This window comes from Pseudomonas sp. IC_126, assembly GCF_004331835.1.
Classification (GTDB): domain Bacteria; phylum Pseudomonadota; class Gammaproteobacteria; order Pseudomonadales; family Pseudomonadaceae; genus Stutzerimonas.
Genome location: NZ_SJSS01000007.1, coordinates 97,029 through 122,663 on the forward strand (window position 1 = coordinate 97,029; position 25,635 = coordinate 122,663).

Here is a 25,635-nt window from a genome sequence, read left to right on the forward strand (position 1 = left end):
AGCGAGCAGGCAGAAGATGGCGCAACCGCTGCACAGGCGCGTGATTCCAGAAACCTTCGTACAGCTGCTTTTCGAGTATCTGGACGCGCGCGGAGTGACGCCTGAGACGGTCCTGGGCGAGTCTCGGCCATCACCCCAAACTCACGGGCTTGATGGATTTCCGATCGATCGCTGGGTGGAGCTGCTGGCTCGTGCTGCCCGCCATCTCGATGATCCCCTGCTCGGCCTGCATCTCGGGCAAACCGTGACGCCCAGGCATCTTGGTGTGCTGGGCTATGTCCTCTTGGCCTGCCCTAACCTGGCGGCCGTGTTGCAGCGTCTGGATCGTTATCAACGCTTGGTGTACGACGTCACGCCGATGACGCGCCGTGAGGGCGACGGGTATGTCGAATTGGTGTGGGGGGCTGAGCAGGGTCGTCCGGGTGCGCTGGCGGACGAAGCCGCCATCACGGCGCTGATGCAGTTCTGCGGCAGCTTGGCCGGCGCACCGCTGACCCCGCTACAGGTGCAATTCATCAACCCGCCGCCCTCGGATTTGCAGCCTTATCTCGACTATTTCGGCTGCCCTGTCGCGTACGGGCAGGACGAAACCGTCATCCGTCTGGATGTCAGGGATCTAGCGGTGCCGCTGAAAACGGCCGATCCGGGACTGATCGAGGTCATGGAGCGGCAAGCCGACACGCTACTAGAGCAATTGCCGCAAAAAGCTCCTCTGATCGAGCAGGTACGCAAGGCCACAGCCAGACTGCTGCATAACGGTGAGCCCAGTCTCGAGCAGGTCGCCGCAGTCCTGTGCTGCGCGCCACGAACAGTGCAACGACGCCTCAACGTAGCCGGCAGCAGTTTTCGCCAGGAGTTAGCCTGGGTACGCCGGAAGATGGCGGAGGGCTACCTGCGCGACCCGCGCTTGAGCATTGCCGATATCGCGTTGCTGCTTGGCTACTCCGAGCACAGCGCGTTCAGCCGCAGCTACAAGGACTGGACCGGAATGTCCCCCCGGCAACGGCGTGAAGCCGGCTTGCTTGCAAGCGAGGACGTTGCAACAGCCTCGCTCAGCCAACAGGGTCATCGCTCAGCCGATTTCGACTGATGTTCGATCACGCTGATCTGGCCGTCGACCTCCAGCACCGCGTAACGCACCTCGGCGATGTCTTCGATGCCGTGCTTGCGCAGATTCGCCAGGATTTCCGGCTCGGTCAGCTTTTCCTTGCGCAGGTTTTTTCGTAACAGCTGCCCGTTGTGAATCAGCAGGGTCGGCGAGTCCTGGGTGACGCTTCGTAGGCGCGGGAAGTAGAACTCGGCGAGGTTGAACACGTAATCCCAGATGACGATCACCAACCCCATCAACAGCAGATCACCCAGCGACATGGCATCCCCACGGATGCCGTCGGCCGCCAGGCTGCCGATGATCACCAGCGCGATCATGTCGTTGGGCGACAGGCTGCCCGAATGGCGTTTGGGCGCCAGACGCAACACTATGGCCAACAGCAGGTAAACCGCCGAGCCGCGCAAGGCGATTTCCCAGAGCGAGGTCTCAATGCCGAGATCTTCAAACATGTCAGGTTCCTGAGCGGGCCGATGTACCCATCAGACCCGACGAGACGGCCAACCTCGCCCGCACCACCAGTCCACTTATCCGAAACCGCTATGCTCGTCATCGGAACGACAACGTTCGGCCCAAAAATGGCAGTGACAAACCGGAGACGTCATGAAAGAACTCAGACAACGCGCCATCGAAGGCCTTGCAGTAGGTGACGAGTTCGTCGTGACCCGCACATTCACAACGGATGAAATTCTGCAGTTCGCGCACCTGTCGCGGGACTACAATCCGGTCCATCTCGACGAACCTTATGCACAACTACGCAACTTCAAGGCACCGGTTTCCCACGGTTTACTGACCGCCAGCCTGCTGACCGAGATCGGCGGACAGATCGGCTGGCTGGCCTCCGGCATGACGTTCCGCTTCAAGCGGCCGGTCTATGCCGACGAAGCTCTCTCCTGCCGCTGGATCATCACTGACATCGACGAACGCGGCCGTGCCAGGGCACAGGTCACCACCACCAATCCCGATGGCGTAGTCGTCCTCGAAGCTGAAACCACCGGCGTCATACCGGGCAACGAGGAACGGGCGCGCCTCGCTGCGATGGTTGCCGAGGGCGACCCAACCAATGGCGTGATCGATCACTGAAGCCCCCCGCGTCGGGCCCGTGATATTTGTCCAAACCGCTCATCGAGGTTGATGGCTTTTGCCATTGTTGCGGGGCCGAGGCGGAGCCAATATCCAAGGACCAATAACAAGAAACCCAGGAGCCAGACATGCGCGACTACGCCACTGCGGCCAGCGAGTTCGATTACGACCAAACGGTCGCGGCGATTCTTTCTGGTGATCTCTCGGCCATGAATGCCTGTGTCGAGTGCTGCGACCGCCACGCAGACTCGGACAAGGTCGCCCTCGTCTGGGAAGGCCGCGACGGCCAGCGCGCCACATGGACCTTCGCGCAACTCAAGGAAGCCGCCGCGCGCTTCGCCAATCTGCTGGACAGCCACGGCATCAAGCCGGGCGACACCGTCGCAGGTCTGCTGCCGCGCACGCCGGAATTGCTGATCACCATTCTTGGTACCTGGCGTGTCGGCGCTATCTATCAGCCGCTATTCACAGCCTTCGGCCCTAAAGCGGTCGAACACCGAATCAAGGAATCCGGCGCGAAAATGGTCGTCACCGACGCGACCAACAGCGAGAAGCTGGACGCCATCGAAGCGGCGCCGCGCCGGCTTGTCGTGGGCGACGGCGCCGGTGATTTCTGGACCCAGGTGAATCTTCAGCCGACCGAGTTCGAACCGGTGCTGTTGGACGCCGAAGCGCCCTTTCTCGCGATGTTCACCTCCGGCACCACGGGGCCTGCGAAGCAACTGCATGTACCGCTGAAGGCCATCGTGGCATTCGTCACCTACATGCGGGACGCGGTCGACCTGCGGCCTGAAGACAACTTCTGGAACATCGCCGATCCAGGCTGGGCGTACGGCCTTTATTACGCCGTCACGGGCCCGCTCGCCATGGGGCACAGCACGCTGTTCTATGAAGGCGGGTTCACCGTAGACAGCACCTGCCGCGTGGTCCGCGAATACGGCATCACCAACATGGCCGGCTCCCCTACCGCTTTTCGCTTGCTACTGGCGGCCCGCAACGAGGTGGAAGCTCAGGTCAAGGGCCGTCTGCGTGCCGTAAGCAGTGCCGGCGAACCGCTCACTCCGGAGGTCATTCGCTGGTTCAGCACCGGCCTCGGTTGCACCATCCACGACCACTACGGCCAGACCGAACTCGGCATGGTGTTGTGCAATCACCACGCATTGAGTCACCCGGTCAGCATCGGAACGGCGGGCTACGCCATGCCCGGACACCGCGTCGTGGTGCTTGACGAGCAGCAGCGCGAGTTGGAGCCAGGCACGCCCGGCATGCTGGCGCTAGATCGTCGCCGCTCGCCGTTGCTCTGGTTCTCAGGCTATGTGGGCACCAAAACCAAAGCCTTCGTTGGCGACTACTACCTGAGCGGCGACACCGTTGAGTTGAATACCGACGGCAGCATCAGCTTCGTGGGCCGCGCCGATGACGTGATCACCACATCCGGCTATCGCGTCGGCCCCTTCGATGTGGAAAGCGCACTGGTCGAGCATCCGGCGGTGATCGAGGCGGCGGTCATCGGCAAACCCGATCCGGAGCGCACCGAACTGGTGAAGGCGTTCGTGGTGCTGCATGCCGGCCATGAGGGCGACGCCGCGCTGGCCGAACAGCTGCAGCAACATGTACGTCAGCGTCTGTCCGCCCACGCCTACCCGCGCGAGATCGAGTTCGTCAGCGAACTGCCTAAAACCCCGAGCGGCAAGATCCAGCGATTCCTGTTGCGTGATCGGGAAAAGTCCACACAGCCATCGCCAACGGTAGCCAGCTGAAGCCGAAGTCGGGGAGCAGACGCTGGCCATCGTGGCGTGACGGGGTGCGCGCAAGCTGCTAAATGCTCCCCCTTCGGCAGCACCTCCAGCTGTCTGGCAATAGGCTTCTCACTCGCCCCGTAGGCGCACAGCCCGGCATGGCCGCATCGGGCGAGCATTACTTGTAGTAAGGAACATGCATGAACGTTTCGACCGAAGATCGCTACCTGCCGACCGAGCACGGCGAGGTGTTCACCCGCCATTGGCGTACAAGCCACTCGCGCAAGACGCCCATCGTCCTGCTGCACGACTCGCTCGGTTGCGTCGAACTGTGGCGCGACTTTCCCGAGCGGCTCGCGGCGGCCACCGCACGCGATGTCATCGCCTACGATCGCTTGGGCTTCGGCCGTTCCGCACCGCATCCGGGCGGCTGGTCGAACCGCTTCATTCGCGACGAGGCCGAGCTTTTTTTCCCACCGGTAAGGCAGGCGCTGGACATTGAGCACTTCATCCTCTTCGGCCACAGCGTCGGCGGCGCCATGGCGGCCAGCATCGCGGCGCGCTACCCGCACCAATGCCGCGCCTTGATCACCGAGTCGGCCCAAGCCTTCGTCGAAGCGCGGACGCTGGAGGGCATTCGGCAAGCCCAGGCGGCCTTCGCCGAACCCGGCCAGATGGAACGGCTGAGCAAATATCATGGCGACAAGGCCGCATGGGTGCTCTCGGCCTGGATCGACACCTGGCTGTCCGAGACCTACGCCGACTGGACACTGGAAGAAACCGCGCCGAGCATCGCCTGCCCGCTGCTGGCCATTCATGGTCTCGAAGACGAATACGGCTCCGAAACGCACCCACAACGCATCGTCGAGTTAGGGCGCGCCCCCGTGCAGAAATTGCTGCTCGATAATTGCCATCACGTCCCGCACCGCGAGCAGCCGGAGGTTGTCGTTGAGGCGGTTGTGCGGTTTCTTCAAGCTGCGTGGCAGCCTGCGAGTGCTGCCTCTGCAAGCGCACCGGGTTGTATTTAGGTTAGGTTGATTCGGATTTGCGAACGAAAAAAGGCCCGCCAATGGCGGGCCAAGAGCACGCAGCAGTAATTCGTTCAGCGGGAGCAATAGAACCGCAGCTACAGGATCGAGAACGGAAAGTTGAATATCAGGCGATTCTCGTCGAGGTCTCGGGCGTTAATCTCGGAGCGAAAGCTTGAGTTACGCCACTTTATGTTGAGGTTTTTCGCCGGGCCGCTCTGGATGGTGTAAGCCAGCTCGGTATCGCGGCCCCACTCCTCGCCGTCTTCGGTATTGGCTGTTCTGATGTTGTCGCCGCTGATGTAGCGATTCATCAGGGTCAGGCCAGGGATGCCCAATGCGGCGAAGTTGTAGTCGTGACGCAGCTGCCAGGAACGCTCGCCGGCATTGTCGTAGCTGTTGTTGAAGCTGTCGTTCGCCACCGAGCCGCCGTTAGTGCCGTTGACGCGCATCCATGCGTCGCCACTGACCTTCTGCAAGCCGACGTAGAAGGTGCTGCCGGCAGCCTTCAGGCCGAACAGGCCAGAGTAGGTCTTGTTGTCCAGCTCGCCGGCACGGGCGCTGCCATCTTCGTCACCCTGGAAATAGCCGAGGTTGGCGGTCAGAGCGAAGCCTGCGCCCAGCGGCTGGGTGTGCAGCAGCTGTACGTACTGCTGCTCGTAGACATCCTTCAACTCAGCAGTCCACAGGCCCACGGTGGTGCGTTTGTCATTGAAGGCGTATTCGCCACCGATGTAGTTGAAGCGGTCTGAGACGCCACCGCCAAAGCTCATGTCTTCCATGCTCGCGTCGTCGCGCACGCTGTTCTGGCGGAACTGGCCGGCAGAGAGCATCAGCCCATCGAACTCGCGCGAAGTGATCATGCCGCCCTGAAAGGTCTGCGGCAGCGAGCGACCATCGTCCGAACGCAGAATCGGCAGTACCGGCATCATTTCGCCAACTCTCAGTTCGGTATTCGAGATCTTGGCCTTGGCAGCTACACCCAAGCGACCATAGTCGTCGACCGGGCGTCCGTTGCTATCGCGCGGCAACAGGGCCGTACCGGTAGTCCCACGGCCGCCGTCGAGCTTGACCGCTAGACCGGCAATCAGGTCGACGCCAAAGCCGACCGGGCCGGGGGTGTAACCGGATTGGGCATTTAGAAAGAAGCTCTGGGTCCATTCCTCAGCCTTGCTGCGAGTGATTGAGTCGTCGCGAAACTCACGACCGATGTAGAAGTTGCGCGCGTTCACGGTGATCTTGGTGTCTTCGACGAATCCCTCGGCACCGGCAGTCAGCGGGACAAAAGCGGCGATGGTCGCGGCGAGCAAGGTGGGTGCGAGGATGCGGCTTGCTTGGGTGATGTGGTGTTTCATTGTTGTTGTTTTCCTTTTTCAAGGTTGAGGGCTCCCCGCCGCCGTTGCGGATGCCAAATGCGAGGGGGAGTAGTGCTGCCGCACAGGCGGCAAACAGGTCTGCGGTAGCGGTCAGTCAGCCACAGCACTAATCAAGGCTTGGTGTTGTTCGATTCCCACCGCTAGCCGGAATCAAGCAACCATCGCGTTCAAGCCAACGCCGTCTTACTGAGCCAAGAGCAACAATCCTGAGACGAAGGCAAACAGGAGTACGAAGCGGCGCAAACGGGCATCGTCGAGAACACTCCGTGCCCAGTGGCTAGCCGCCAAGCCCACCGCCAGCGGCGGTAACAACCACAACAGGGGCGGAAACTGCTCGACATGCAGATGGTTTCCTGCCGCGAGCACGACCAGGGAAATCACTTCACCTATCAGGAAGCAGAGGGCTACGGACCCGCGGAGGGTAGCCACCGGCGAATGTTGGTAAACCAATGCCAGTGGGGGGCCACCAATACCTGTGGCCGTCTCGGTGATACCCGTTATGAGCCCGGTGGAAACGAACGCGCAACGACCCGGTACGAAGACCGGTGCCATCCAAGTGGCAAGACAAGCCGCAATGGTCGACAAGCCGATCAGCACATTGAGCTGGGACAACGGTAGCCAGAAGAGCACCCATATCCCGCCGAACGTACCGAACACTCGGCCCAAGGTAATCCACGAACTGCCTCGCAGATCGATAGCGTGACGCTCACGCCACGCAACGATGGCGTTGAGCGGCAGCATCAAGGCCAACAAGGTGATGGGCAGCAATGTTGGCTCTAACAGCCCCATCACCGGCGCTACGATCAAGGCAAATCCCATACCTGTTGTGCCCTGAACGAGAGCACCCACGGCGACGGCGACTGCGATGAAGAAAAACGATTCGATCGGCATGGCTGGATCCGTACACGTTAATGATGGAAGGGATCACCGATTCAAAGGGCTGGGATTGACCTTGTGAATGGGCGCTCGAGCGATGACGTCTTTGGCCAACGCATCGACCTGAGACATGAGCGCCTGCGCGTCCCAGTCCGTTGGCCACCCCTGCCACAACCGCAACTGCCCTTGCACGACCACCGCTTGGATCTGGTCCCGGTTGACGAGGCGAACCAGCTCCCACGATAGGTCCCATGAAGGCAGCAATTCTGGAACAGCAAGATCGACCAGCAGGAAGTCCGCTGATAGACCCGTTGCGATGCGCCCGGTCACTTCACCGAGACCAAGTACCTTGGCGCCGCCTTGCGTGCCTGCATCCAGCCAGACTTGACCAGAGCCGCAAACCGAGTCCCCGACAGCGAGGCCATGTGCGAAGCGCTGCGCTGCTTCGGCGTAATCGAGCAAGCGGAATCCATCGCTGCGTGTTCCGTCTGTGCCAAGCCCTAACGGCACGCCCAGGCTGTGCATCATCAGGGCCTGAGCGACGGCGTTGCCCTTCCATGCGCTAGCGACAGGGTTGTAGCTAACGGCCGCGCCGCTATTCCTCAGCAAGGACAGCTCCGAAGGCGTCAGCAGCGTGGCATGAGCCAACAAAGCCTGCGGGCCTAAAGCGCCGGCTTTGTATAGATGTTCCAACGGACGCAGGCCAAATCGTTCAAGGGACCGTTCCACTGCGACCAGGTGCTCATTGACATGGCTTTGAAACACGCGTCCAGCTTCGGCGCATAACCCATACACATTCTTCAACATGGCATCAGTGGCAATTTCTGGGATCGGGACTGCCAGCGATGGAATGATCAGCGGGTCGTTGTCCCATGCAGATAGATGCCGCTCGGCATCGGCAAGAACGGGAGCGGAATCGAGGACGTCCTCGCCGCGACGGTCGCTGCAAGCTCTTGCCAGAACGCAACGGATACCCGTTTCCTTCGCAGCCTTTGCGATGGCTTCCAACCCTTCCTGCGCGCGTGTTCCCGCATCGCAAACCGTTGTAAAGCCTCCGCGCAGAGCCTCAAGGGCAGCCAGTTTTGACGTGAGGTAGAGCAGCTCAGCGTTCAGGCTGCCTTCCAGCGGCACCCAGATGCGCTTGAAGATTTCGGAAGGCTCCCCGAACACAAGTCCTTTGCCGAAGCTCTGGCTCAGGTGGTGATGCGTATCGACAAACCCAGGCATCAGCAACTGACGCTCCAGGCGTAGTACCGGTAAACCCGGATAACGACCCTGCAGCAATGCCAGGGGACCTACATCGGTAAAACACCCGTCAGTCACCAATACGGCGTGGCCTTGGCGGGGGCCCTCAGGCAGCAATAGCCACTCCGGCGCGAGCAATTGTTCGGGAGCCATTAATTGCTCCTGGTTCGGTAGATGTTCTTTCGCCGGTTTCATATCAATCCTTAAGAATCATTAGTTGCGTGTTGCCAGTGAAGTGCTTGTCACGAATAGCGCGGTAGCCACCAAACTTTGAGCGAGCGGGCCTACGGCCTAAGCGTCAGGCGCTGCTAGCTCGTATGTAGAGGCAGGCGGGACTATTCCGAGACGGAAGCCTTATTAGGTTCGGCGGGGGCCATCGCTACATCTGCCTCGTTTGTTTTAGCTAGAGAGGAGCTGCTGCCCATGTGGTGGAAAAGGATGTTCACGAGCACGGCCGTCAAGGTTCCCATGGCCAAGCCATTGCCCAGGACAACCTGGAAGTGGGAGGGAAACGCGCTGTAGAAGCCAGGCACAACAATCGGTATCAGGCCCATGGCCAAAGCTGATGCAAGCGTGAACAAGTTGCCGTTGGTGTTGAAATCAACCTTGCGCAGGATGTTGATCCCCATCACCCCAATGATGGCGAAGACGATTACGGCAGTGCCGGCAACTACTGCGTTCGGAACTGCGTAGGCCAGCCTGGCGAGCGGCACGAAAAGCGCCATCACCGTGAGCATGCAGCCCGCCACGACCGTGACATAGCGGGAGCGAGCACCTGTTGCGCGGATGATTCCGATGTTTTCGCCACTGGTAATGATCAGTGAAGTGCCGAAACAGCCGCCGAATACCGACCCCAAGGCGTCGGCGCGGATGTTCTTCGGTACGATCGAGCGATGGTCTCCATGTCGGCCGACGATCTCAGCGGTGGCCATGGTCTGACCGGTCGCTTCGGTCATCGAAACCACGCTAAAGATGATCAACGGAAGCGAAGCGAAAAGATCGAACTTAGGCATGCCGAACGGAAACGGCTCGGGAAACGCGAACATGGCCCCGGTCATCACGTTTTCAACCGTCATACTTCCCGTCGCTACTGCAACCGCGGCGCCTGCGAGCAAACCGAGCATGACCGCAATGCGCTGCCACATCCCTTTAAATACCCGAGCAAAGAGCACGGTGAATCCGATTGTCGCCAGCGCTAAGGCAATACTCGTCATGTTGGCAAAGTCGGGCGAGCCCGGCCGGCCGGTGATCAGGCCGCCGAAGATGCGGATCAGATTCACGGCTACCAGCAACAGCATGGTGCCTATGACGATAGGCGGGAAGAACCTCAGCGCCCTGGTGAAAAATGGCAACGCCAGAAAATAGAACAAGCCAGTCATGATGACGGCACCAGCGGCGGTTTGTAGGTCAGTGGCTTGGGCAATACCTAGAAAAATCACCAGAGGTGCCCCGCCGGGCACCTGTACGAAGGGAAGCCGGGCTCCGAAGCCAGCCACACCGGTGGATTGGAGGATGGTTCCCAGTCCACAGGCCAAGAAGATGGCGCTCATCAGACTGATGGTTACATCATCAGAAAGCCCCAACGTGTGACCAATCAGAAAGGCCGCTGTGATTGGCGCCGCTGCCATAACCAAAACGTGTTGCAGGCCGAAGATGATGAGGGTTCGTAAAGGAAGCCTCTCATCAACTGGATCTAAGCTTTTTTCGAAAGGCGTCTGGGTCGTACTCATAGCAGCTGTCCTTTTATTTTTGTGTTCGGTAGCTCACTGGGAGCGGCATAGCCGCCTCTATGAGCGAACCCTAGTAGCCTCGACTGTTCTGGTCTATAACAATATTTCGGCTGCTTTGTTGCCAATTCGGCAACGGTCAAGAAAGGTCAGGACGATGAATTTGTTGATGTCGGGGCTTCGTTATTTCGAAGAGGTAGCGCGTCAGGGATCGCTACGAAAGGCAGAAGAGCGGCTGCATGTGGCAGCTTCGGCCATCAATCGCCAGATTCTGAAATTGGAGGATGAGCTTGGTGTGCCCTTGTTTGAACGACTCCCGCGTGGCCTGAGACTCTCACCGGCTGGCGAGCTGTTACTTCAACAAGTACGGCAATGGCAGCGAGATGAACGGCGACTCCTGGAGCAACTCGGGGAGATCAAGGGTGCCGGGTGTGCTGAAGTCAGGATCGCTACAGTGGAGTCGCTGACTGACCAGCTACTGCCCGACATCCTGTTCAAGTTTCATGAACGCTTCCCGCGTGTGCGCTCGATACTGGCCACCGGAATGACAGAAACCATTCTGGAACAGGTGCTGATAGGCGACGCTGACATCGGCATTTGTATCAACCCACCAGTAACCCGCAGGGTCCGGTTTATCGAACAGGTCGGGTTAGAGTTCGGTGCGGTCATGGCGCCCACCCATCCGTTGGCTCAAAAGCAGACTGTGTGGCTACGCGACTTCAGTTCTTATCCCACCATCCTGCCGGGAACCGAGATGTTCCACGGCTCGACGCTCGAACATGTGTTGACGCGTTCAGATGTCGACCTTACCTCTTTATCCGCATGCAACCGGATCCTGAGCATCAAGTCTCTGGTTCGGTCAGGGCTGGGTGTGGCGTTTCTCAATCGGCTGGATATCGCTCGCGAGCTCGCTCGGGAAGAACTGGTGTTCAAACCACTCGCCGATGGCCATATTGCGAAGGCTCAGCTGACATTGTGCTGCCATGCCGAGCGCGAAATGCCGCTGGCCGTGACAGTACTGATAGAGCAGCTGCGAGAAGCGATGCTTTCTATCGAACCCGCCGCCGTTGAGGGTCGTATAAATCAAACTTGATGCTTCGGTAGAAGAAGCACTGCAGGAATGGGCCAGCGCAACGCAATATTCTGTTCATGCCTGCAAGGCACGTAGCGACGCGATTTAGTCGCGTCCAGGCAGAAGCGTTTTTTACCCAGCCCCGGCCAGAAACAGCCATTGGCGGCCTTGCATGCCAAGTCTCGGCAACAGCATTAACCACCCAAGCAGCGGCTGCATTCCGGCATACACATCTCCAACCGCCCTCTCCTCGTCAGGCTCTGAAGAGACGCTCTTACATATGCAATTCGAAACCTGGCTTGTCTTTCTAGCGACATCGGTAGGCCTGTCGTTGTCGCCGGGGCCCAATGGTCTGCTCGCCCTTACTCATGGCGCCATGCATGGCAGCCGCAAAACTTGCTTTACCATTCTCGGTGGTGCGCTGGGCTTCGTGCTGATCATCGCGCTGTGCATGTTTGGCATTGGGGCCTTGATTCAGTCCTCTCTCCATTGGCTGACGGCTTTGAAATGGATCGGTGGACTTTATCTTGTCTGGCTCGGTATCCAGGTTTGGCGTTCGCCTGCAATCTCTGTCTCCCTCGGCGCATATGCCGAGGCGAAAGGCTGGTTACTGTTTCGTCAGGGCCTGCTCTCTGCCGCAACCAATCCCAAGGTCTTACTCTTCTTCAGCGCTTTTCTACCCCAATTCATCGATCCCCAGCGCAGCATGGTGCAACAGTTTGCCGTGGTAGCCGCGACCTTCGCGGCTACCGAGATCATCACCGAGTTCGCGCTGGCGAGCGGGGCGCACAGGGTCCGGCCATTGCTGGCCCGTGTTGGGCGGCGCTTTAACCAGGCCTGCGGGGGAGTCTTCGTCGTGATCGGTGCTGCCCTGCCCCTCCGCATGTGAGGACGGCCCACCGGTTCCAGTCGGGCAGGCTCATCAACCAACGCGGCAATAAATCTCGCAGTCGTTTAGCAGAATTTGCACAAGCACCAAATACTGATCATTCGCGACGTGCACGAACGAGCGGCGCATCATCGGTGCCGACGGGGACTCTTCGCATGATTCCGAACCTTTGACTCAGAGGAGAAGCAGCATGGACCGACTCACTGGCGGTTGCCTTTGCGGGAATGTCCGAATTGTGGCGTCGGGACGCCCGTACCGGGTCGGCCTTTGCCACTGTCTCGATTGCCGCAAGCACCACGGCGCCCTCTTCTATGCTGCTGCGGTGTTCCCTCAGGATGCGGTGACGATCGAGGGCGAAACACACGACTACGCCGGGCGGTTTTTCTGCCCTCGCTGCGGCTCGTCCGTTTTCTCGCGCACCGCGGACGAAATCGAGGTGAACCTGGGATCCCTGGATGCCCCTGACCAGCTGATGCCCACCTACGAGAGCTGGACGGTCCGTCGCGAGTCCTGGTTGCCGCTGTTTCCGCTCACCAGACGGTATGAGCACGACCGTGACGCCACTGGTCGCTTTGAGGACTAGGTGGCGAGGAAGCGCCTCCGACAACACCCCACCGTCACTTCGGAGACCAACCTTGCGATAGCCATCAAGGAGTCGCTACATCGTGGCCCCGGTCGCTGATGTGAAAAAAATGCCCATCACGTAACCGCGGGCACAACCACCGGCGCACGCTTGCATTGGTCAGCCCTTTTGCCAAGTTCCCAGCCCAGATACCCCCACAGTAGCGCGCAGAGCGCGCCGATCAACGCTACCAGGCCCATGCCCTGACCGAGCATGTCCAATGCGCTCTTCGCCCAACCACTGATGGCGTCGCCGGCGCGATAGATGACGGTGTCGATGACGTTCTTTGCCTTGTACTTGCTCTCGGCGTCGAGCGGCGCGAATAGCATTTCCCGCCCCGGACGAACGAAGGCGTACTCACCGATGCGGCGCACGATCATCAGCGCCGCGAGCAAGCCAAAGCTGGGCGCGAGCGCGAGCCCGATGAAACCTGCGCAGACGAGCAGCGGTACCAGCGCCAGCAGCACGCCCACCCCTAACCGCTGGGCGACACGTCCGGTGATGAACAACTGGGACAGCAGTGCGCCTGCCTGCACCACCAGATCAATGGTGCCGAATACGCGGACCTGTGCCTCGCGGTTCGGAAAGTGCTCAGCCACCAGACGCGCCTGCTCAAAGTAGAGAAAAGTAGTGACAGTGGCCAACAGCACCACGAAGCCTGCAATGCCGAGCAGATAGGGCGATTTCATTACCGCGGTCAGCCCGCTGAACGGGTTTCCGCGCAAGGGCCGGCGCGTGCTTTCGGTAGGTACCGCACCGCGGCGGCCAGCGCCGCCCTCTTCCCTCCAGCGCATCAGTACACGCTTGAGCACCATGGCCATGCCGAGCAGTACAGCCGCCAGCAGCATCAGCCCGGACTCGCCCAACGGCCCGATCAGCAAGGCGCTGAGAGCCGGACCAGTCAGCCCGCCGACACTGGCGCCGGCGGCAATGAAGGCAAACAGACGCTTGGCCTGATCACCGTCGAATACGTCAGCCATCAGGCTCCAGGCCACCGACACCACGAACAGGTTGTAAACCGATATCCACACGTAAAAGACGCGAGCCATCCACGGACTGTCGCTCTGCATTTGGAACAGCACCGCGAAGACCAACAGGTTCACGCAGAAGAAGCCGTATACCCAGTCGATGAAGTGCAACCGTGGCACGCGAGAGCTGAGCCAGGCGAACAGCGGCACGGCCCCCAGCATGACGAAGAAGGTGGCGGTGAACAGCCATTGCAGATTCTCCACCCCGGCCGAGATGCCCATGGACTCGCGAATCGGGCGCAGCATGAAGTAACCCGCGAAAAGACAGACGAACAGCAGGAAGCCATGTAGCGCAGGGCGCAGTTCGTGATTTTCGGCATTGAGAATGACGCTAAAACGGTGCATCAAAGAGGACGTGTTCATGGGCGCTCCTGAAGGATCGGTGGTTGCGGGCATGGAACATCGCCGTACCCGCGGCGTTCAGGGATAGATCACACCGGTGAGTCGCTCCGACACCTGCCACAGCTCAACCGCATCGGAGTCGGCTGCCGCCTGGGGCATCCGGGCGAAGCCCAGCGGTCCGCGCTTCTCGTCCTCGCCAGTAGGCCCGTAATAACCGCCACCGAACGCGTCAGGGGCTGTAGCGGCATACAACGTCGACAAGGCGCCCTGCGCGGCGGAGTGGTATTCGTCGCGGTCTTGCGCCCATTGCTTGCCGAATTCGCTGTTCAACCCGGGGCCACGTGCGATCAGCTCGGTGACGGCGACGCCCGGGTGCGCGGCAATACTCCGGATGCCCCAGCCGGCGGCATCGCTGCGCCGCTGTAACTCGAGAGCCCACGTGAGCACGGCCAGCTTGGACTGCGCGTAGGTGGCGTAGGGGTTGTAGTCCCGTTCGGCCTGTAGATCCGCGAAGTTCAGGCGGCCCCGCGCGCTGGCGATGCTCGACAGGCTGACCACTCGCGGGTCCTCGCTTTCGCGCAGCATGGGTAACAGCAAGCCAGTAAGGGCGAAATGTCCGAGATAGTTGGTCGCCAGCTGCAGCTCATAGCCGTCAGCGGACGTGCCGCGAGTCGGCGGAGCCATGATCGCGGCGTTGTTGATCAGCACGTCGAGCCTGGCGAGCCGCGCCTGCAAGCGGCTCGCCAGGCTGCGTACGGACTCCAGATCGGCCAGATCCACGGCTTCGAACTGCACGCGGGCATCCGGTACCGCTTGCTGGATGCTCGCGATCGCTTCCTGGCCACGCTCGGGGTTGCGCGCGGCAATGATCACTTCGGCGCCAGCGCGTGAAAGCGCCAGCGCATCTTCATAGCCCATGCCGCTGGTACCGCCCGTGATCAGAACGATGCGGCCCTGCTGGCTGGGGATGTCGCTGGCCGACCAGTCGGGCTTTGGCGCGGTACGGTTCGTGGCCTCTGCGGCAAGAGTCCCTGCCAGCGCGACGCCTGCGATCAACGCGCGGGCCATCTGCAAAACGCGGCAAGACCTGCTCGCCGTGTTCGTCGAATGGAAGGTGGGTAGGTTCCACATGGCTAAATCCTCTTCTCGTCTTTTGAATGTCCGGTGCGTCCGGACGAGAGGGATTATTGGTGTACGGATATCCGAGGATAAGCCGGATATTCATGGATGCCCCGTACGGTCTGGCGTACAGTTCGCCCACAGTGAGGAGCTGCCATGCGCCAACCCAACCTGACCGATGTCGCGCTGTTCGCCGCCGTGGTGGACGCCGGAGGATTTCGCGCTGCGGCACAGAAGCGCGGCCTCTCGGCCTCATCGCTGAGCGACTGCATGCGCCGCCTGGAAAGTGACGTAGGCCTGCGCCTGCTGAACCGCACCACACGCAGCGTCACCCCGACCGCTGCGGGCGAGCGGCTGCTTGAGCGCCTGCGTCCGGCACTGCAGCAAATCGACGCCGCATTCAATGACCTGGACGACGAGGCACATCGCCCCGTCGGAACGTTGAAGTTGAACGTGCCGGTGCCGGTGGCGCGCTTCCTGTTACCGGACCTGCTGGCACGCTTCCTCAAGCTCTACCCCGGCGTCAGCGTCGAGGTAGTGATGGATAACACCTTCATCGACGTGAACGCTGGTGGGTATGACGCTGGGGTGCGTTATGAGGAAAGCCTGGCCAAGGACACCATCGCCGTGCCGATCGGGCCGCGCCGACAACGCTTCGTCGCCGCCGCGGCCCCCGCCTATCTGGCGGCACACGGCACGCCCCGTCATCCCGAGGAGCTGGAAGGCCACGAGCTGCTGGGCCATCGCTTCGAAAGCGGAAAGGTGGGTGTATTCGAGTTCGAGAAAGACGGCCGCATCCTGCGCATTCCACCACGCGGGCAACTGCTGACCTCATCGCATGATCTGAAGACCCGCTCGGCCATCAATGGCCTTGGCGTCATCTACACCTTCGAGGATTTCCTGCGCGAGCCGCTCGCCGATGGACGCCTGGTACCCATACTCGAGGATTGGTGGCAGCACTTCGACGGCCCCTATCTCTACTACCATGGGCGCCGCCATATGCCCTTGCCGCTCCGGGCCTTCGTCGACTTCATCAAGGCGGAGGCGCTCGAAAGCGCACCCGCCGCGCCCAGGCCGTTGTAGCGGCTCGATTCGAGCCGATTAAAAGCGAACGACAGCCGAAGCCGGCTGCCGTCAGCGAGATCACTCGGCGGTGCTGAGCACACCGCGCTGGATCTGGTCACGCTCGATGGATTCGAACAGCGCCTTGAAGTTGCCCTCGCCGAAGCCGCTATCGCCCTTGCGCTGAATGAATTCGAAGAACACCGGACCCAGCACTGTGCCGGAGAATATCTGCAGCAACAGACGCTGCTCGCCGTTCTCGGACGCACCGTCAAGCAGGATGCCGCGCGACTTCAGCTCATCGACCGGTTCGCCATGGTTCGGCAGTCGCCCTTCGAGCATTTCGTAATAGGTCTCCGGCGGTGCGGTCATGAACACCGTGCCGCTGGCTTTCAGCTTGTCCCATGTCTTGATCAGGTCATCGGTGAGGAAGGCCACGTGCTGGATGCCTTCACCGTTGAATTGCATGAGGAACTCTTCGATCTGCCCCGCGCCTTTCGACGATTCTTCGTTGAGCGGGATGCGGATCATGCCGTCCGGCGCCGTCATGGCCTTCGAGGTCAGGCCGGTGTACTCGCCCTTGATGTCGAAGTAGCGGATCTCGCGGAAGTTGAACAGCTTCTCGTAGAAGTCCGCCCAGTAGGCCATGCGGCCGCGATACACGTTATGGGTCAGGTGATCGATGATCTTCAGGCCGGCACCGACCGGATGACGATCGACGCCCTCCAGGAACACGAAGTCGATGTCGTAGATCGAGCTGCCTTCACCGAAGCGGTCGATCAGATACAGCGGCGCGCCGCCGATACCCTTGATCGCCGGCAGGCGCAGCTCCATCGGCCCGGTAGGCAATTCGATGGCCTGAGCGCCCAGTTCCAGCGCGCGGGTATACGCCTTTTGGGCATCCTTCACGCGGAACGCCATGCCACACACCGATGGGCCATGCTCGGCGGCGAAATACGCAGGCAAGCCCTTGGACTCGCGATTAACGATGGCGTTGATTTCGCCCTGTCGATACAGCGCTACATCCTTCGAGCGATGGTTAGCGACATGGGAGAAGCCCATGCTTTCCAGCACCGGCTCGATGACGTTCGGGGTGGGCGAGGCAAATTCGATGAACTCGAAGCCCATGAGGCCCATGGGATTTTCAAATAGGTCGGCCATGATTGGCTCCTTGACTGGCTGTGCATTGATTAGGAATGACGTAAGGGAACGTCAGCCCGGCGGCGCACAGGAGATCCCGCGAACGCTACGCCCGAGGTGGTCGCCCAAGGTCAGTCGAAAGCCAAGAATTTTCATGTCAGCGGCGTGTCTGGTTGAACATCTGGATGCGCCTGCTGGAAGGCCGAATGCGCCAGCGCCAAGCGCTCGACGCGAAGAATGCGGGGCAGTGCGCTCAAGTCGACATTGAAACGTCGCGCCGCATAGAGCTGCGGCAGCAGATACACATCGGCCATACCGGGCTCGCCGAAGCAGTAGCCTTCATCGCCGATCAGAGCTTCGACCGCCTTGAGGCCCTCGCCTACCCAGTGGCCGATCCAGGCCAGCACCTCGTCTTCACCAACCTGCAGCCCGCGCAGGCGATTGAGCACCGCGACGTTGTGCAGCGGATGGATATCGCAACCAATCAGCGCAGCCACCGCACGATGCCGTGCACGCGCCATGATGTCTTGGGGCAGCAGTGCCGGTTCTGGATAGCGCTCTTCCAGATATTCGAGGATCGCTGGCGACTGAATCACCCGCTCGCCCTCGTCGGTGCGGAGCATCGGCACCCTGCCCTGGGGATTCAGCGCGAGATAGGCCGGCTGGCGATGCTCGCCACCGTCACGGATCAGGTTGACCGGCACCGCGCAGTAATCCAGGCCCTTCAGCGCAAGCGCAATGCGCACCCGGTAGGACGACGTAGAGCGGTAGTAGGTGTGTAGTTCCATTTCGAGGCCACGCTGTTTGCAAGGTCGCGCTTCATTTTCAGAGCGCATTATTGTTTTTGCGTAATCAAATTACGTTTAGTGGAATCTGCGTCAGCAAGATTCGACTGTCAAGCCTTCTGATCCGAAGCTGATTCGGCCTTACGCAAGAATAGCCGCAGGCTGAGCTTGATCAGCGGTGGCGTGAGCAGCACGACGGCGAACAACCGCAGCGTTTGCAACGCCACCACCAGACCAACATCGCCGCCCGCCTCCATGGCGATGATTGACAACGAATCCAGGCCGCCCGGGCTGGTAGCGAGAAACATCGACAGGTAGTCGCGCTCCAGCAAAGCCGCGAACAACCACGCCGAAGCGGCGCAGAGCGCTATCAGCAACAGCGCGGCTGCAAGCATCATCGGCAGCTTGCGCACCACATAAACCAGCGTGGTGCGATCGAAGCGCAGCCCGACGTAACCGCCAATCAACGCATAGGCCACCGCCATCAGCGCACCTGGCAGCGTGATCTGAAACGCGCCACTCAGTTGAGCGAATACGCCGAGCATGAGCGGACAGAGCATCAAGCCCGCCGGCACGCGCAATCCAAATACGACACCCACCAACACCAACGCCAGGCTGAGCGCCACATCCTGCAAGTAAGTAGGCACACTCGGCGGAGTCGATGGAGCCTGCGTGACCACATCCGGTGCGGACGCCAGCTGATGGCCGAGTAGCGCGCTGACAGCGATCACGCAAATCAACCGCACATACTGCATGGTGGCGACAAGGCGCGGATCGGCTCCGTGGCTTTCCGACATCGACATCATCACCGGCGCGGCACCCGGTGCCGTCCCCCAGAGCGCGCTGCTGGGCGGAAGCCGGCCAAGCCAGATGAGCGCCAAACCTGCAACCAGACTCAACAGCACGGTGAGCACCGCGGCGCCAAGCATCAGCGGCCAATCCTGAAACAGTGATGCCAGCACGCCGAGCGTGATCGACTGCGCTACCAGCGCGCCGACCAAGCCGATGGAAAACTGATAAGCCCGCAACGGCACCTGCGCCGCACTGCCCATCACGCCGAAAGCGATCCCGGCAAACATCGGCCCGAGAAAGAACGCCGCCGGCAACTCGATCAACCGAAACAGTCCAGCCAACGCCCCGGCACAAAGGACTAGTGCTAGCCACTGCAGCGGCAGCGGACGCGACGTCAGCCAACTCCTGTTGCGCATCAGCTACCACTCCAACGTGTTCTGGCCGCACGGCGATCAAGCGCGATCACATCGGATTCATCATGCTTTGCGGCAACATCGTCGCCAGCTGCGGGAACGCCACCACCAGCCCAAGGCCAAGCAGCATCAATAGTACGAATGGCGCCGAGCCACGGATGATCGGCCCCATCGGCGACTGGGTAACGGCCTTGATGGTGAACAGGTTCATGCCCACCGGCGGTGTGATCATCGCCACTTCGAGGTTGATCACCAGCAGCACGCCATACCAGATCGGATCGATGCCCAGGTGCGCCATTACCGGCATGATCACCGGCGAGGTGATGAGGATGATCGCGATCGACTCGAGAAACATGCCCAGCACGAAGATCATTACCATCATCGCCAAGATGAAGCCGAGTGCGCCCATATCCATCTCGGTGACCGTCTCGACGATCTGCTGCGGCACCATCAGTTTGGTCAGCGCGTAGCTGAACACTGCCGCCGAAGCAAGGATCATGAACAGCATCGCCGAGGTGCGCGCGGCATCTTTCGCACATTCCCAGATGTCGCGCAGGCCGATGCTGCGATAGATCAGCGCGGCAATCGCCAAGGCCAGCAGGGCACCCGCTGCGGCCGCCTCGGTGGCGGTGAACACGCCCGCATACATTCCGCCGAGCACCAGAGCGGGGAGCGTGATCGCCCAACCGGACTTGCGAATCGCGACGAGCATTTCTCCGGCGCTGGCACGCGGTTCACGCTGCGCGCCGCGCTGACGGAACATGCAATAGACGCAAAAGATTCCCGCCAGCATGAAGCCTGGCACCACGCCCGCCATGAACAGCCCACTAATGGACGTATCGGTCGCCACGCCATAGAGAATCATCGGCCCGGACGGTGGAATCAGGATGCCCAAGGTGCCGCCGGCCGCGACCAACCCGTAAGCGATTTTTGGGTCATAGCCGTAACGAATCATCTGCGGAATCGCCACCGCACCGATGGTCAGCGCTGTCGCTACACTGGAGCCGGAAATCGCTGAAAAAATCATGCAAGCAATGATGGTGGCGATGCCGACACCGCCCGGCAGGTGCCGTGTCAAGGTGTACGCCGTGCTGTAAAGGTCATCGACGATTCGCCCGCGAATCATCACATGGGCCATGTAGGCGAACAGCGGGATAGCGACCAGTACATACATACCAGTCTTGGCGAAGACGATATCGGAAACGATATCCAAGCCGCCCGGCTCGCCCATCAGCAGCAAACCACCGAACAGCGACAGCCCGGCGAAGATCGGCAAACCGGTGAGAAGCAGCAGGATCAAGCCCACTAGCAACAGGGAAATGGCGAGCATCAGTGCTTCTCCTCTTCATGGGCCACGAAGGCCGAGGCACCACAGGCCAGGCGCAACAGGCTATCGATAGCCGCCAACGCGAGCAGGAAGCCTCCCAGCGGAATCAACAGCTGCAGCTGGTACATCGGCAGCTCAAGGTAGCCCTGCGTCACCATGCCGATGGATTTGGAGAACATCGCCGTCTGCCAGCCGTTGACGATCAGAAAAACCGACAGCACCAGCACCACGGACATCGACCATACCTGCGTCCAGCGCTGCCAGCGCGGGCTCATCATTTCAGTCACCAGGTCCACACCGATGTGCCGACCTTCCCGAAGGGCGCAGGCGGCACCGAACATGACGATGCCGACCACTAGAAAGCCCACCACCTCGTCGATCCACAGCGAGGGCTGCCCAACGAAATAACGCACCACGATCGAGTAGCCGATCAGTGCCAACGCGACCAGCACGCAGATGGCGGAGAGCGCCATGGCAAAGGTGAACAGCCCGGCCACCGCCGTGCTGAAGATTCGGCAGAACGCCGGGGGGTTGATCTCATTCATCTGGCTGCTCAGATAGGCTTGCTTGGTATTCATGGCTTCACCTCGGCACGCATGCAACAGGAGCGGGAGCCGAGCGTCGCGAGCCAACCCCGCTCCGCCCGTCCCCCGCACAACCGGTCAGAGTTGCTTGATCATCTCGATCAGCTGTTCACCGTCCTTGGTGGTCTTTTTGAATTCCTCCACGACGGGCGGCTGCATGATCGACACCAGTTCCTGAAGCTGCTGCGCAGAAACGACCGTCACGTCCATGCCCGTCTCCTTGAGCTTGGCTATGCCCTCGGGATCGATCTGGTCGCTCTCGGGTAGCAGTTGCCGCTCTGCAGCCTGGGCAGATTTCTCGATGCCCGCCTGCACATCGGCCGGCAGGGATGCCCACCAGCGCGGATTGACGATCAGGTTCTGCCACACGGTGATCAACGGCGTCGCGACGGCGTACTTCTGCACCTCGTAATAGCGCCTTGCATGGATGGCACTGGCGCTGCTGGCGCCCGCGTCGATCACACCGGTCTGCAGCCCTTGGTAAACCTCGGAACCCGGCATGGTCGACGGCGCCGCGCCCAAGGCAATGAAGCCGACATCGCTGAGGCGACTGAGGCCGCGGATCTTCACGCCATCGAAATCTGCCGGCGCGATCAGAGGATGTTTCTGTGAGGTGAATGTGATGTTGTTGGCGTCCAAGAGCCAGCCGATGTTGAGCACACCTTTTTTCTGCAGTTTGCCGTTCAGAAAGGTTTCGGCGGGCGAGTCGTAGAAATTCTCGATCTGGGCGCGGGTCGTCATCAGGCCCGGAATGCTGAACACCTGCACCTCCGGCACGGTTCCGCCCCACAGCAGGCTCACCACCGAGGCCGCTTCGACCTGGCCACGAGCTACGGCGGCGTGGTTCTGAGTTGCCTTGAACAATTGCTCGCCACCGAAGATCTGCACTTCGACCTGATCATTGGTGTTGGTTTTTACATCTTCGGCGAACTGCTCGAGCGCTTTGGCGACATGATGGGACGCAGGCAACTGATGGCTCAGGCGCATCGTGTAATCGGCTGCATGGGCTTGGGACAAGGCCGTACCGGAGAGCATGACGGCTAACGCAAGGGCTGTCTTTTTCATGGTGGTCTCTTCTTGTAATTGTCGTTACGGCCGCCAAACCCTGTGGGGTTCGGCGGAGCGGTCTTAGAACTTGATCGTGTAGCCGAGCATCACCCGATTCTCATCGGCACCGCGCGCATAGGTCGAACGATTCGTGGCATTTCTCCAGCGCATGCTGAGGTCTTTCAGCGGCCCGCTCTGTACCACATAAGTGATGTCGGTGGTGCGCTCCCACTCACGCCCCTCCTCACCCGCAGCACGCAGCGCCGCCGCCTGTGCCGTGGCAATGTTTTCTGGGTCGACGTTGTCACCCTTGACGTAGCGCAGCGTGAAGGTCAAACCGGGAACACCGATGGCGGCGAAGTTGTAGTCGTAACGTGCATGCAGCGCGCGTTCATCTTGAAGCGCGAAATTGCTTACCTGCTGTTCGCTGAAGAGGTAGGTATCCGCTCCGCCGATGTAGGCGTAAGCGGTGTTCCCTGAAACTTTCTGGTAGCCGCCGCTGATGCGGTGCCCACCCAAGGAATACCCGATCAGGCTGCTGATCACGCGGTTATCGACTTCACCCAGCGTTTCGGCCCCGGTTTCGGAGGCAGTGAAATAACGGATCTCGGTAAAGACGGAAGAGTTTTCGCTCAGCGGCATCGCGTACTTGAAACCAAGGTAGTTGCGCCGATAGAAGTCTTCGAGTTCGCTCGTATGCAGGCTGATCTGCATTTTTTCGATCGGCTCGAAATCGACCCCGCCGTAGGTGTAGCTGTCGCTTGTCGCGGAACCGGAGTAAGCCCCGATCTGCGCCATGGTCGTCAGGTCTTCGGAATCGGTGGAGTCCCGCTGTTTGACCTTGCCCACCTGGCCGAGGTGGAAGGTGAACTTGTCCAGGTCGCGTGAGATCAGCTGCGCGCCGGTCCAGATCTGGGGAAACAGCCGGCTGCTGTTGGACGCGAGCAGCGGCAAGGTCGGGCTGAGGCCGCCGACGAACAATTCGGTTTCGCCCATGCGCACCTTGGCGGTCAGCGAAAGCTTCGAATACTCATCCTCGGCCCGGCTATCCGCGCCGCGTGCCAGCAAGCCGGTGCCAGTACGATCAGGGCTGGAGTCGAGCTTGACGCCAAGCATACCCATCGCATCGACGCCAAAGCCGACGGTGCCTTCGGTATACCCGGATTCGAGTTTGAGGATGAACCCCTGGGCCCACTCCTCGCGCTTGGACTGCCCCGCGCCGTCGCGGAAATCGCGGCTGAAATAGTAGTTCTGGGTGTTCAGACTGCCCTTCGCGTCGCCAATGAAATCGGCAAAGGCGGACGGTACGGCGACCATCGATGACAGCAGTAAGGACCCGGCGAGCGGAAGAGACGCTTTTCTTATCATTGTTGTGCAACCCTTTTTTATTATTGGTTTGTCCCAAGGGGACGCGTTGCCTGCTTCCAACGTATTGAAAGCAGCCGAGCATGCCTGGCCATCAGGCATGAGCCTGTTAGCCGATGCGCAGCAGCCCGTTCTTGTGTCGCTGCGCACGGGCGACGTAATCCTTGGCATTGAGGCGAAACGCAGCGGCGGCCTCTTCGGTCAGCTCGCGCACCACCTTGGCCGGCGCGCCGAGGATCAGCGAGTTGTCGGGAAATTCCTTGTTTTCGGTAACGATCGCACCAGCGCCAACCACGCAGTTGCGGCCGATCTTCGCGCCGTTGAGCACCACTGCCTGAATGCCGATCAGGCTGCCCTCGCCCACCGTGCAGCCGTGCAACATGGCCTGGTGGCCGATGGTCACGTCGCTGCCGATGCGCATCGGATAGCCCGGATCGGTGTGCAGCACCGCGCCCTCCTGTACGTTGCTGCCGTTGCCGATCTCGATCAGCTCGTTGTCGCCACGCAGCACTGCCTGCGGCCAAACGCTGGCGCCCTCGCCGAGCGCGACCTTGCCGATTACCGTGGCATCCTCGGCTACGTAAACGCTGTCGTGGATTTCCGGCCTCTGGCCTTCGAATTCATAAATCGCCATGTCTATCTCCTTGCCTTCTCGGCGGTAGTCATTCGCCGCGGAACACGCCGGCATGCTGCAATTCGTCGATCTGTGCGTCGCTGTAACCCAGCCCGCGCATGACTTCGCGTGTGTTCTCGCCAATACGCGGGATGGAGCGGCGCGGGCCCAGCCGCTGGCCGTCGAGGGAGACGGGCAGCAGCGGCATGTCGGTGTAGGAGCCGTCTTCGAGCTGAAGCTTGGCAAGCCCGCCGCTTTCGATCAGATGCGCGTCGTCGAACAGCTCCTCGGGCTTGCGGATCGGCGCGAAGGGAATGCCGTTGGCTTCCAGTTGCGGCGCCAGCGCCTGGGCGTCGAAGGTGGCGAAAACTTCGCCGAGATGCGCCAGCAGCCGCGGACGCTGCAGTACGCGGTCGTTGTTGGTGGCCAGGCTCTGGTCATCGAGCAACGCCTGCTGACCGATCAGCTTGCACAGCGCTCGCCATTGGCCATCGCCAGTGGCCGCGACGAACATCTGCTCGCCGCCAGCAAAGGTGAATACGTCATAGATCGACCAGGCGCTGATGCGGTTGGGCATGGGCGCCGCCGCTTCGCCGGTGACCACATACTGCTGCATGTGTTGCGCCGCGAGCAGTACGCAGTTTTCGTAGAGCGCGCTCTGCACTTCGCGGCCGAGCCCGGTGCGGTTGCGCTCGTTGAGCGCGGCGAGGATGCCGATCGCACCGAACATGCCGCCCATGATGTCGTTGACCGAGCTGCCAGCGCGCAACGGGCGGCCAACCGGGCCGGTCATGTAGGCCAGGCCGGCCATCATCTGCACCACTTCGTCGAGGGCCAGGCGCTTGTCGTAAGGGCCGGCAAGGAACCCTTTGAGACTGGTGTAAACGATCTTCGGATTGCGTGCTTTGACTGCTTGATAGCCGAAGCCAAGCGAATCCATCCGGCCAGGCTTGAAGTTCTCGATAAACACATCCGCGCTGTCGAGCAGCTTCAGGACCGCATCCTTGCCTTCCGGCGTGTCGACGTCGACGGCGATGCTCTGCTTGTTGCGGTTGAAGGTGCGAAAGAACCCCGCGCCGGCACCCAGCAGGCGGCGAGTACCGTCGCCCTTGGTCGGTTCGATCTTGATCACCTCGGCGCCCAGGTCGCCCAGGATCATTCCGCAGGTGGGGCCCATGACCATGTGGGAAATTTCGACAACACGAATCCCGTCAAGTGGAAGACTCGACATTTCTTTACTCCAGCAATGAAAGCGC

At 60.8% G+C, this 25,635-nt stretch carries 24 protein-coding genes; 8 read left to right on the forward strand and 16 right to left on the reverse strand.

Annotated elements, in window-relative coordinates:
• Nucleotides 1-16 precede the first annotated feature (16 nt).
• A complete protein-coding gene (locus tag E0D86_RS18875) occupies nt 17-1,090 on the forward strand; it encodes an AraC family transcriptional regulator (RefSeq protein ID WP_131651587.1) in 1,074 nt (357 codons plus the stop codon).
• Here the strand turns inward: E0D86_RS18875 and E0D86_RS18880 are convergent.
• Entirely contained in the window at nt 1,066-1,557 is a 492-nt protein-coding gene (locus tag E0D86_RS18880) for a DUF421 domain-containing protein (protein WP_131651588.1), read from the reverse strand. The two genes, E0D86_RS18875 and E0D86_RS18880, sit on opposite strands and share 25 nt — an antisense overlap.
• Nucleotides 1,558-1,708: 151 nt before the next feature.
• Here E0D86_RS18880 and E0D86_RS18885 point away from each other — a divergent pair, with 151 nt between their 5' ends.
• The 3 genes from E0D86_RS18885 to E0D86_RS18895 all read left to right on the forward strand — a co-directional run bounded on the left by E0D86_RS18885 (nt 1,709) and on the right by E0D86_RS18895 (nt 4,955).
• A complete protein-coding gene (locus tag E0D86_RS18885) occupies nt 1,709-2,188 on the forward strand; it encodes a MaoC family dehydratase (protein ID WP_131651589.1) in 480 nt (159 codons plus the stop codon).
• Nucleotides 2,189-2,316: 128 nt separating this feature from the next.
• Nucleotides 2,317-3,948: an acyl-CoA synthetase gene (locus E0D86_RS18890; RefSeq protein WP_131651590.1), complete on the forward strand. Its 1,632-nt coding sequence runs from the start codon at nt 2,317-2,319 to the stop codon at nt 3,946-3,948.
• Between the two features lie 179 nt (nt 3,949-4,127).
• Nucleotides 4,128-4,955, forward strand: coding sequence for an alpha/beta fold hydrolase (locus tag E0D86_RS18895; RefSeq protein WP_131651591.1), 828 nt, complete (start codon nt 4,128-4,130; stop codon nt 4,953-4,955).
• Between the two features lie 98 nt (nt 4,956-5,053).
• On the opposite strand, the gene E0D86_RS18900 is transcribed toward E0D86_RS18895, so the two are convergent.
• The 4 genes from E0D86_RS18900 to E0D86_RS18915 all read right to left on the reverse strand — a co-directional run bounded on the left by E0D86_RS18900 (nt 5,054) and on the right by E0D86_RS18915 (nt 10,182).
• The gene (locus E0D86_RS18900) at nt 5,054-6,310 is read right to left on the reverse strand and encodes an OprD family porin (RefSeq protein ID WP_131651592.1); all 1,257 of its coding nucleotides are present in this window, start codon (nt 6,308-6,310) and stop codon (nt 5,054-5,056) included.
• Between the two features lie 204 nt (nt 6,311-6,514).
• Nucleotides 6,515-7,222, reverse strand: coding sequence for a sulfite exporter TauE/SafE family protein (locus tag E0D86_RS18905; protein WP_131651593.1), 708 nt, complete (start codon nt 7,220-7,222; stop codon nt 6,515-6,517).
• A 33-nt stretch (nt 7,223-7,255) separates the two neighbouring features.
• Nucleotides 7,256-8,605: an amidohydrolase family protein gene (locus E0D86_RS18910; protein WP_131651594.1), complete on the reverse strand. Its 1,350-nt coding sequence runs from the start codon at nt 8,603-8,605 to the stop codon at nt 7,256-7,258.
• A gap of 182 nt (nt 8,606-8,787) precedes the next feature.
• Complete coding sequence (locus E0D86_RS18915) at nt 8,788-10,182, reverse strand: uracil-xanthine permease family protein (protein ID WP_131651595.1); 1,395 nt, start codon at nt 10,180-10,182, stop codon at nt 8,788-8,790.
• A gap of 154 nt (nt 10,183-10,336) precedes the next feature.
• Between E0D86_RS18915 and E0D86_RS18920 the strand changes: the two genes are divergently transcribed.
• The 3 genes from E0D86_RS18920 to E0D86_RS18930 all read left to right on the forward strand — a co-directional run bounded on the left by E0D86_RS18920 (nt 10,337) and on the right by E0D86_RS18930 (nt 12,723).
• Nucleotides 10,337-11,272 (forward strand): LysR family transcriptional regulator, encoded by a 936-nt coding sequence (locus E0D86_RS18920; protein WP_165914265.1) that lies wholly within the window; start codon nt 10,337-10,339, stop codon nt 11,270-11,272.
• A 259-nt stretch (nt 11,273-11,531) separates the two neighbouring features.
• On the forward strand, nt 11,532-12,140 hold the full coding sequence (locus E0D86_RS18925; RefSeq protein ID WP_131651597.1) for a LysE family translocator: 609 nt from the start codon (nt 11,532-11,534) through the stop codon (nt 12,138-12,140).
• A gap of 190 nt (nt 12,141-12,330) precedes the next feature.
• Nucleotides 12,331-12,723, forward strand: coding sequence for a GFA family protein (locus E0D86_RS18930; protein WP_131651598.1), 393 nt, complete (start codon nt 12,331-12,333; stop codon nt 12,721-12,723).
• 116 nt (nt 12,724-12,839) lie between these two features.
• On the opposite strand, the gene E0D86_RS18935 is transcribed toward E0D86_RS18930, so the two are convergent.
• Both E0D86_RS18935 and E0D86_RS18940 read right to left on the reverse strand, forming a co-directional pair.
• A complete protein-coding gene (locus E0D86_RS18935) occupies nt 12,840-14,153 on the reverse strand; it encodes an NTP/NDP exchange transporter (protein WP_131651599.1) in 1,314 nt (437 codons plus the stop codon).
• Between the two features lie 57 nt (nt 14,154-14,210).
• On the reverse strand, nt 14,211-15,263 hold the full coding sequence (locus tag E0D86_RS18940; RefSeq protein ID WP_131651600.1) for an oxidoreductase: 1,053 nt from the start codon (nt 15,261-15,263) through the stop codon (nt 14,211-14,213).
• Nucleotides 15,264-15,407: 144 nt separating this feature from the next.
• Between E0D86_RS18940 and E0D86_RS18945 the strand changes: the two genes are divergently transcribed.
• On the forward strand, nt 15,408-16,334 hold the full coding sequence (locus tag E0D86_RS18945; protein WP_131651601.1) for a LysR family transcriptional regulator: 927 nt from the start codon (nt 15,408-15,410) through the stop codon (nt 16,332-16,334).
• Between the two features lie 60 nt (nt 16,335-16,394).
• On the opposite strand, the gene hppD is transcribed toward E0D86_RS18945, so the two are convergent.
• The 9 genes from hppD to E0D86_RS18990 form a co-directional block, all read right to left on the reverse strand.
• Nucleotides 16,395-17,474, reverse strand: a complete 1,080-nt coding sequence (hppD, locus tag E0D86_RS18950; RefSeq protein WP_131651602.1) for a 4-hydroxyphenylpyruvate dioxygenase — start codon at nt 17,472-17,474, stop codon at nt 16,395-16,397.
• A gap of 131 nt (nt 17,475-17,605) precedes the next feature.
• Entirely contained in the window at nt 17,606-18,241 is a 636-nt protein-coding gene (gene maiA, locus E0D86_RS18955; protein WP_131651603.1) for a maleylacetoacetate isomerase, read from the reverse strand.
• 107 nt (nt 18,242-18,348) lie between these two features.
• Entirely contained in the window at nt 18,349-19,446 is a 1,098-nt protein-coding gene (locus E0D86_RS18960; RefSeq protein WP_131651604.1) for an AbrB family transcriptional regulator, read from the reverse strand.
• A gap of 46 nt (nt 19,447-19,492) precedes the next feature.
• Nucleotides 19,493-20,773: a TRAP transporter large permease gene (locus E0D86_RS18965; RefSeq protein WP_131651605.1), complete on the reverse strand. Its 1,281-nt coding sequence runs from the start codon at nt 20,771-20,773 to the stop codon at nt 19,493-19,495.
• On the reverse strand, nt 20,773-21,348 hold the full coding sequence (locus tag E0D86_RS18970) for a TRAP transporter small permease (protein WP_131651606.1): 576 nt from the start codon (nt 21,346-21,348) through the stop codon (nt 20,773-20,775). The genes E0D86_RS18965 and E0D86_RS18970 overlap by 1 nt, the downstream gene beginning before the upstream one ends.
• A gap of 84 nt (nt 21,349-21,432) precedes the next feature.
• Nucleotides 21,433-22,419, reverse strand: a complete 987-nt coding sequence (gene dctP / locus E0D86_RS18975) for a TRAP transporter substrate-binding protein DctP (RefSeq protein WP_131651607.1) — start codon at nt 22,417-22,419, stop codon at nt 21,433-21,435.
• A 63-nt stretch (nt 22,420-22,482) separates the two neighbouring features.
• A complete protein-coding gene (locus tag E0D86_RS18980) occupies nt 22,483-23,718 on the reverse strand; it encodes an OprD family porin (protein WP_256681271.1) in 1,236 nt (411 codons plus the stop codon).
• A 157-nt stretch (nt 23,719-23,875) separates the two neighbouring features.
• Nucleotides 23,876-24,400 carry a gamma carbonic anhydrase family protein gene (locus E0D86_RS18985; protein ID WP_131651609.1) on the reverse strand — a complete coding sequence of 175 codons (525 nt, stop codon included), beginning with the start codon at nt 24,398-24,400 and terminating at the stop codon, nt 23,876-23,878.
• A 28-nt stretch (nt 24,401-24,428) separates the two neighbouring features.
• Entirely contained in the window at nt 24,429-25,610 is a 1,182-nt protein-coding gene (locus E0D86_RS18990) for a CaiB/BaiF CoA-transferase family protein (protein WP_131651610.1), read from the reverse strand.
• Between the last annotated feature and the right edge of the window lie 25 nt (nt 25,611-25,635).

Excerpts from the sequence above, each read along its gene's own strand:
- E0D86_RS18875 (WP_131651587.1), top strand. The coding sequence starts at position 17 with ATGGCGCAACCGCTGCACAGGCGCGTGATTCCAGAAACCTTCGTACAG.
- E0D86_RS18880 (WP_131651588.1), bottom strand. The coding sequence starts at position 1,557 with ATGTTTGAAGATCTCGGCATTGAGACCTCGCTCTGGGAAATCGCCTTG.
- E0D86_RS18885 (WP_131651589.1), top strand. The coding sequence starts at position 1,709 with ATGAAAGAACTCAGACAACGCGCCATCGAAGGCCTTGCAGTAGGTGAC.
- E0D86_RS18890 (WP_131651590.1), top strand. The coding sequence starts at position 2,317 with ATGCGCGACTACGCCACTGCGGCCAGCGAGTTCGATTACGACCAAACG.
- E0D86_RS18895 (WP_131651591.1), top strand. The coding sequence starts at position 4,128 with ATGAACGTTTCGACCGAAGATCGCTACCTGCCGACCGAGCACGGCGAG.
- E0D86_RS18900 (WP_131651592.1), bottom strand. The coding sequence starts at position 6,310 with ATGAAACACCACATCACCCAAGCAAGCCGCATCCTCGCACCCACCTTG.
- E0D86_RS18905 (WP_131651593.1), bottom strand. The coding sequence starts at position 7,222 with ATGCCGATCGAATCGTTTTTCTTCATCGCAGTCGCCGTCGCCGTGGGT.
- E0D86_RS18910 (WP_131651594.1), bottom strand. The coding sequence starts at position 8,605 with ATGGCTCCCGAACAATTGCTCGCGCCGGAGTGGCTATTGCTGCCTGAG.
- E0D86_RS18915 (WP_131651595.1), bottom strand. The coding sequence starts at position 10,182 with ATGAGTACGACCCAGACGCCTTTCGAAAAAAGCTTAGATCCAGTTGAT.
- E0D86_RS18920 (WP_165914265.1), top strand. The coding sequence starts at position 10,337 with ATGAATTTGTTGATGTCGGGGCTTCGTTATTTCGAAGAGGTAGCGCGT.
- E0D86_RS18925 (WP_131651597.1), top strand. The coding sequence starts at position 11,532 with ATGCAATTCGAAACCTGGCTTGTCTTTCTAGCGACATCGGTAGGCCTG.
- E0D86_RS18930 (WP_131651598.1), top strand. The coding sequence starts at position 12,331 with ATGGACCGACTCACTGGCGGTTGCCTTTGCGGGAATGTCCGAATTGTG.
- E0D86_RS18935 (WP_131651599.1), bottom strand. The coding sequence starts at position 14,153 with ATGAACACGTCCTCTTTGATGCACCGTTTTAGCGTCATTCTCAATGCC.
- E0D86_RS18940 (WP_131651600.1), bottom strand. The coding sequence starts at position 15,263 with ATGTGGAACCTACCCACCTTCCATTCGACGAACACGGCGAGCAGGTCT.
- E0D86_RS18945 (WP_131651601.1), top strand. The coding sequence starts at position 15,408 with ATGCGCCAACCCAACCTGACCGATGTCGCGCTGTTCGCCGCCGTGGTG.
- hppD (WP_131651602.1), bottom strand. The coding sequence starts at position 17,474 with ATGGCCGACCTATTTGAAAATCCCATGGGCCTCATGGGCTTCGAGTTC.
- maiA (WP_131651603.1), bottom strand. The coding sequence starts at position 18,241 with ATGGAACTACACACCTACTACCGCTCTACGTCGTCCTACCGGGTGCGC.
- E0D86_RS18960 (WP_131651604.1), bottom strand. The coding sequence starts at position 19,446 with ATGCGCAACAGGAGTTGGCTGACGTCGCGTCCGCTGCCGCTGCAGTGG.
- E0D86_RS18965 (WP_131651605.1), bottom strand. The coding sequence starts at position 20,773 with ATGCTCGCCATTTCCCTGTTGCTAGTGGGCTTGATCCTGCTGCTTCTC.
- E0D86_RS18970 (WP_131651606.1), bottom strand. The coding sequence starts at position 21,348 with ATGAATACCAAGCAAGCCTATCTGAGCAGCCAGATGAATGAGATCAAC.
- dctP (WP_131651607.1), bottom strand. The coding sequence starts at position 22,419 with ATGAAAAAGACAGCCCTTGCGTTAGCCGTCATGCTCTCCGGTACGGCC.
- E0D86_RS18980 (WP_256681271.1), bottom strand. The coding sequence starts at position 23,718 with ATGGTCGCCGTACCGTCCGCCTTTGCCGATTTCATTGGCGACGCGAAG.
- E0D86_RS18985 (WP_131651609.1), bottom strand. The coding sequence starts at position 24,400 with ATGGCGATTTATGAATTCGAAGGCCAGAGGCCGGAAATCCACGACAGC.
- E0D86_RS18990 (WP_131651610.1), bottom strand. The coding sequence starts at position 25,610 with ATGTCGAGTCTTCCACTTGACGGGATTCGTGTTGTCGAAATTTCCCAC.